The following is a 6,456-nucleotide window of genomic DNA, read 5'->3' as shown; positions in this document are numbered from 1 at the left end:
GCTGCTGGAACCCATCGGAAATATACCCCCAGCCGAAGCCGAGGAGCGATATTACGCCATGCTGGACGAACCGGCATTGGCTGCATAACTTAAACCAAATAGCCTCCGGCAAACCCGGGGCGGTTCAGTCCGGCTCAGCGGAGAGATACCCGACAGGATATACCACGGTTTCCGGCGATACTTCCTGATACGCCAGCACTGGCATATAGATGCCGTGTTCATGAAATATATTATACATCGTATGCCGGATATCCTGCTGCGTTATCAGGACGGGATGCTGGCCTTTTTTATAACCTTCACCTATAATTTCACGTATCTTATTGACAATATGGCGACAGATCGAAGGTTCGAGGACCAGGAAAGTTCCCTCTTCGGTATTGCGAATACCTTCACGTATGAAGGATTCAAGTGTCGGAGCGACAACCATGACCGGCAAGAACCCCTCTAGAGCAAACCTCTGTGTAATAACATCTGCTATTTCGCGACGAACTCTTTGCAGAACGTAGAGCGGGTCGGGTCGCCTATTCGACCATAGGAGGATGGCCTCCAATATCCTGGTATGGTTCGTAAGTGGTATACGCTCCCTCAGCAGAAAGCGCATGATCTGGCTAATCTTATGATTGGACATGGCCTCCCGCAAATCATTGATTAATGCTGCATTACCGCGTTGCACTTCGAACAAAAGATCGGATGTATTCTGGAAAGTCGCAAAAACCTCAAGGTTCCTTATAGCGGTGCTCTTGACATGCATTAAAAGCTGCTCACACGGCGACCAGAATTCAACCCCATCCTCCTGTAATTTCTGACTGAATTTTGCATCCACGAGCACTCCTTCGCGTGCACCGAACTCAGAAAGAGGCGGTATCCCCATTTCCAAAAGATAACTTGGGTTTGCCTTGATGAATATCGCGCCCGGATCATACTTTCCGGTTCCCACCAGCTCCTGCTTTATGAAAATCCGATAAAGCTCTGTTTCGTTCCCTATCTCGAATTTCCAATATCCCGTCTTAATGAAGAACTCCTTTTCAAGACTAGCTTTTAAGGCTTCAAACGCTTTTGAAAAGTAAGAGACGTTGATACTTATTATAGAAGAAGGCAGGACAAGCATCACGGTTTCCTTGCTGCCGGTCGCCTTCGCAATTCTGTTGCAGGTTTCGGCAAGCATCAATTGTTTAAAAGTCCAATCCGCTTCGGCGTGGATAGTCATGGCACGTTCTCGCCGAGTGACAAAATAGGGTCCGGAGGCTACAACCACGCCGATAGCTAGAAAAATGAGTGTGGGAAAACCTGGCACAAAACCGAAAAGAGAGATGAGCAGCCCTGCAACAAGAAGAGTTTTCCGATTGCCCAGGAGTTGCTGTGCGATTTCGGTTCCCAGATTGAGGTCGTCCGGATTAGCAACACGAGTCACAATACTGCCGGCGGCCATCGAAATCATGAGAGCGGGGATTTGCGCGACCAGGCCATCGCCCACGGTCATCAATGAATAGAGATGCAGGGCATCGCCCATTGGCATACCATGCTGGAACGAGCCAATGGCAATCCCGCCGAGCAGGTTGACTGCCGCAATGACCAAACCAGCGATGGCGTCCCCTTTTACGAATTTCATAGCGCCATCCATCGAGCCGAACAGCTTTGCCTCCATCTCGAGTTTTTGGCGCGCTTGCTGAGCTCCCGTCACATCAAGATTTCCAGCGCGAACATCGGCGTCGATGCTCATTTGCTTGCCGGGCATGCCATCCAGCGCAAACCGGGCGCCGATTTCGGCAACACGGTCCGCTCCTTTGGTTATAACCAGGAACTGAACCAGGGTAATGACGAGGAAAATAACGAGGCCAACGACAAGGTTGCCGCCAACAACAACCTCGCCGAAGGTTTTTATGATCGCTCCGGCACTGCCATCCATTAGGATGAGACGTGTCGTGGATATCGAAATAGCAAGGCGAAATAGGGTCGTCAAAAGAAGGACGGAAGGAAATGTCGAAAATTGAACAGGAGAGAGCAAGTGAAACGACGTCAACAATATCAAAATTGCTGCACTGATGTTCATCGTTATCAGAACATCAATGAGGAATTCCGGCAACGGCAAAATCAGCATTACAAGCACGAGGGCGAGTAATACAACAAGGAACATGTCCTTTTGTTGAGCCGCCTTCGCCAGGAAACCAGTGAGCTTGCCATTCATTTTTGGGGAGGCCGTAAAAGATTGGGCTGGGCTGGCGGAATGGGTGGCATATACGGGAAAGAAGTACTTGGCGATCCGCGCAAGACCGCCACTTTCGGAGGCTCGTTCTTTTCCAGCGCTTCGAATGTCTGCTTAAGGACTTTTAAATAGGGGTCGGGTCCTCTCACTAACAGTATTTTGTCATGCTTCGTATATTTATGGGTGAACCGATACGCATAGAGATCGAGCTGTTTAAGCGTATCGAGCACGGCCTCCACATCATTCTTTTCAAATGTAAAAATCTCGATGCGGAGCTTGTCGGATGGCGTGACATAAAGCGTCTGGCCATCGAAATACCATACGAGATTAAATTCCGCGCAAATATCGTCGAGAAAAGCCCGGGCGGTCCCATCCGGCTTGGTCTGGCGATATATTCGTCCCTGAATTGCTTTGTCTATCTGGATGGCAACCCCCAGATTTTTGGCCAAAGTACGCATAATTGAAGCTATATCCTGGTCTCCCCGAGGCTGATGGAAAGGTGCGTTTTCCTTTGGAAGTACGGCTGCAGGCGCGGGTGGAATGATACCATACGCCAGCGACAGGAAAGCGGTACAGACGGGAAAAGATCGTTTCTTCATCCGAGGCGGCGTCTAATCCTTAAGCGGTTCGAAGTTAACCTGGATGTAAAAATCCTAATAGAGAAAGCCAGCCGGCCCGTAGATGCGGACGGCCTTTCTTCGTGACAGAGGCAATTTTTGCGTCAGGATGTACTCTAGGTTTGTTTGCGGCCTGTTTTTAATTACCGGAACAGGCTTATTCCTGCCGGCAAAGCGGGGCGTAACGATAACTATCAGACTGCGTCCAGTCTCCACCGACAGGTCCGAGATCGCTATGCTCCGATCCCCAACAATTTCAAACGACGACGCTATGTGCCGGGACGGGAAGGTGGGAGCGCCGACTGTGGCACTGACGAAGCCAGCAGGGGAAAAATCGGATGTTACGTCCAGAGACACACGACCGCCCGGCAGAAAGTGGAGTTGCAACGTTACATTGACCCCGATGGACTCATTTCCCGATGAAAATTCAGCTTTTTTGTCATCGGTAGCTGTCAGTGTAGCCAACGCCACGAGCCGTGCGTCACCTCGGGCGAGCAAATAATTGATTGCATCGTTCAGCTGGTTGGCGCGCTGTTGGGAAAGAGACTGCCCGTTGCTCAAAGAATTAATCAAATCGGTCCAGCTTAGTTGAGCAGAATAAGGGCCAGCAGGGGAAAGTTCGACCAACTTTACCTCGAAGCGCGTCAGATTTCTGTTTGTTACGATGATTTCATCAATAATCGTCGCGTCAGGCACGCTGCCGTTTAGAGTGGCTATGATGCCTTGGTGAATGAACTCATCCTTTACCTTGCCTGAAACACGAATGCTCCCTGGGACAAAGCTAAGGGAAATAGATTGTGAAGGATAATGTTGCTGTATCGAATGCCGGAGTTTCGATAGATTATATGTAACAATCAGATTGATCGAACGTAAGATTTTACCATCCGCATCGGTAGCGATAATCGTCGTTTCACCAGGCTTTTTTGCGTAAACATACTGAATTTGTCCCGGTGAGGTACTTAAATCCGCGATTTCTGGATCGGCGACAAAGATCGATTCGGCCGTTTTGACGCCTTCCAGGTGAACCGCTTTTCCCACCTCCATAACGAGACGTTCTTCCGCATAACCCGGATCAGCGAGAGCAACAAAGCACAAGGCCATCATCATGGCGCCTGTCATTTCCCGCACTGCGGGTAAAGAATGCGCAATCATGAAGTGATACAAATACCCCATGGTTTGATCCTAGCCTCGAACTGTCTGGTTGCACAGCAAAGCCTCCGGCCCGTCTGGCCGACGCTGCCACAGCGGCTGAGAAAAAATCTCAATGAGGTTTATGAAAGCGGGGACTACTATGTAGGTCGCGGCTTCGATCGGCTGCATCTGGCTCGACATCAACATAAGATCATCGTGATCCGCCTTTATAGAAGACGCTCCATGATCCGCCGCCTTCACATTCTTGCCTGCCTCGGTTCGCATGGAAATGTCGCGAGCGGCCAATTCTTCGGCTGGTTCCCTGGTATGCGCTCGTCTACGGGAAGGCCTACTGTCTGCATCCTCCTCCGGTATGTCGATGAAATCTTTTTGATCATCCAAACGCAGAGCGTGATTCATCGCGATCTGAGCTTCGGATGCATCTCCGTCATATGCTTCCGCCAGCATGGCATTATAAGAAGCGGAATTTCCCCTTACCGGTGCGAGCGCTGTTACTCCCGGCATTTTCCCGGCGACCGAGCTCGACGAAACATGGACGGGAGGAATAGTTTTTATGCGATGAGACCCAACCGCATCGATACGTTTGTTCATCATACATACTCCTTGCGCAGGTAGATCTTGATCGCATTTTGGCGCTCGCCCGATGGCGGGGAAAGCTGCAAGAGGATTTTCATACGGAGAAATGCAACATTCCGGCTGTTTGACGTTATGCTTTCAAGTGCATCCTTAGCCTCGGCAATCTTGCCATCGACTAGCAAGGCATAGGCGTATATTTCACGCAGCCGCACGTCCTCAGGATAAAGGGCCACGCCCACGCGGCTATAGAAAGTCGCTTTCTCCAGAAATTGCGTTCGCAAGGCAAAGGATGACAGCATCAGTAAAACATCAGCGACGATATCCATCATCATTTCTCCAGGTTGACTGCATTCCTCTCAATTTATGCTCTGTATAAGTCTGAACACGAGACTGAACCTGCCCACCAGCTTTCCCATTCTCTGACGAATATCAGCATTTGACATGGCCCTTTCCGTCTGGGAATTTCCGGCGTCCGTCTGCGCCACGAGCAGCCTTTTCTGCAATTGCGATGCAACACGAAGGGTATAGGCAAGCTCATTCGAATATTGCACGTTAAGCATCTGATATCTTGGCGCGAGCTGAGCCGAGATATTGTTTGCCTCCAACGGCATGGAAGGGGGAGCAGAGGCAGGCGGGTTGATCATAATCAAGGCCAATCTTTTCTATGTGAGGAGGCAGACGCCGCAATCCGGCGTCTGCCTTGGCTAAGGGTTAAACACCGGCTTGTTGATCCATTTTCTGGCCCAATTCCTTGAGGTGGCCGGCTTGGTCAGCAGCTAACGAGACCAAACGCTTGGCATTATCATTTACAATGGAGCGCTGGGTCTCCTGTTCCATTGCCGCTCGTGCCTGGTTGCCCTGTCTTTCCATGTCGTACCTAGTTTGCTCTCCGTTCCAGTGCAACTGGTTCGCCTGAGTCTGATCTGACCACCGCTTTTCGAGCTCAGACTGAGTTTCTGACAAGCTAGACCCGCTAGACCCAAGAACGAATGCCTTCAGGGCGTCAACAATTGAAGTTTCCATTTTATAGTCCTTTCATGGTTTGCCTAATTCAGTTAAATTTTATTTATTGCCAGAAGTAATTAGCAAAAAATCATCCCATTTTTACTAGGAGATCCATGACATACAATCCACTTATCGAGATATTGATTATATCTATTATTATCATTATTGAAATTGTTGATAGTGATAGGCGGCTGTTCCTTATTTTTAGATTTTTCCATTTTTTCTATTTCCAATTTCAATTTCTCAGTCAATTCTCTATTCTCATCGATGGTTTTTTTTTGCTTCTCTAACAGAGCTTGAGTATTTTTATTACTTTCTTCAAGTTGCTTCCTTTGTTGTTCCTGGATCTGCCTCGATTGATTCATGGATCCGAACATGGAAAAGAGACCCATGACTTGTTGGATCACGCTCATTCCAAACATAGCGCCGAATAAGGCTGGCATTTTACACCTCCTTTCGTGGCATCTTGCAGAAGACATTGACGCTACTGCAACTGATGTATGATAGAGAAAACCATACAGGCTGCTTATCTTGAATTTGAAAGAACTGATAACTGTGTGATGTCAGGATTTCTGGGGTAATATGCTTCTTCGCGCCTTTTAGTGGGAGGGATCGCTCTCATGCAATTTTAGCGCGCTGGCGCATCAAAATCCGATGACGTGTCGCCGTTAAATTAGGCCATTTGGAACTGGAATTTTCCATTTATGATCCCCGCGGGGATAAAGAGGAGAATTCCATGAAGGCTTCGAGGTTTTCGGAAGCGCAGATCGCCTTTATTTTGAAGCAGGCGGAAGACGGGACGCCTATCGGAGAGGTCTGTCGGAAAGCAGGCATTTCGGACGCGACCTTCTATAACTGGCGCAAGAAGTATGCTGGTTTGATGCCGTCTGAGATGAAGCGTCT

Annotated in this window: 8 protein-coding genes; 1 reads left to right on the top strand and 7 read right to left on the bottom strand. The window is 49.1% G+C overall.

Translation table 11 applies throughout. The annotated features are described in order from the left end of the window. Positions 1–124: 124 nt before the first annotated feature. The 7 genes from DUT91_RS24225 to DUT91_RS24190 form a co-directional block, all read right to left on the bottom strand. Positions 125–2,185: a flagellar biosynthesis protein FlhA gene (locus tag DUT91_RS24225; protein WP_114442958.1), complete on the bottom strand. Its 2,061-nt coding sequence runs from the start codon at positions 2,183–2,185 to the stop codon at positions 125–127. Beyond that, on the bottom strand, positions 2,182–2,802 hold the full coding sequence (locus tag DUT91_RS24220) for a hypothetical protein (protein WP_147272283.1): 621 nt from the start codon (positions 2,800–2,802) through the stop codon (positions 2,182–2,184). Before DUT91_RS24220 ends, DUT91_RS24225 begins: the two co-directional genes overlap by 4 nt. A gap of 54 nt (positions 2,803–2,856) precedes the next feature. Continuing rightward, entirely contained in the window at positions 2,857–3,993 is a 1,137-nt protein-coding gene (locus tag DUT91_RS24215; protein WP_114442955.1) for a pilus assembly protein N-terminal domain-containing protein, read from the bottom strand. Between the two features lie 9 nt (positions 3,994–4,002). Further along, positions 4,003–4,563 (bottom strand): hypothetical protein, encoded by a 561-nt coding sequence (locus DUT91_RS24210; protein WP_160113713.1) that lies wholly within the window; start codon positions 4,561–4,563, stop codon positions 4,003–4,005. Then, positions 4,563–4,877: a hypothetical protein gene (locus DUT91_RS24205; protein ID WP_147272281.1), complete on the bottom strand. Its 315-nt coding sequence runs from the start codon at positions 4,875–4,877 to the stop codon at positions 4,563–4,565. Before DUT91_RS24205 ends, DUT91_RS24210 begins: the two co-directional genes overlap by 1 nt. Before the next feature lie 382 nt (positions 4,878–5,259). Next, positions 5,260–5,571, bottom strand: a complete 312-nt coding sequence (locus DUT91_RS24195) for a hypothetical protein (RefSeq protein ID WP_114442949.1) — start codon at positions 5,569–5,571, stop codon at positions 5,260–5,262. Positions 5,572–5,630: 59 nt separating this feature from the next. Beyond that, entirely contained in the window at positions 5,631–5,996 is a 366-nt protein-coding gene (locus DUT91_RS24190; protein WP_114442948.1) for a hypothetical protein, read from the bottom strand. A 293-nt stretch (positions 5,997–6,289) separates the two neighbouring features. Between DUT91_RS24190 and DUT91_RS24185 the strand changes: the two genes are divergently transcribed. Beyond that, positions 6,290–6,456 (top strand): transposase (locus DUT91_RS24185; RefSeq protein WP_147272280.1); only part of this gene is annotated, 167 nt, incomplete at its 3' end.

Origin of the sequence: Paramesorhizobium salinisoli (assembly GCF_003335045.1) — a bacterium.
Classification (GTDB): Bacteria; Pseudomonadota; Alphaproteobacteria; order Rhizobiales; family Rhizobiaceae; genus Paramesorhizobium; species Paramesorhizobium salinisoli.
This window is presented reverse-complemented; position numbering and strand designations above follow the sequence as displayed.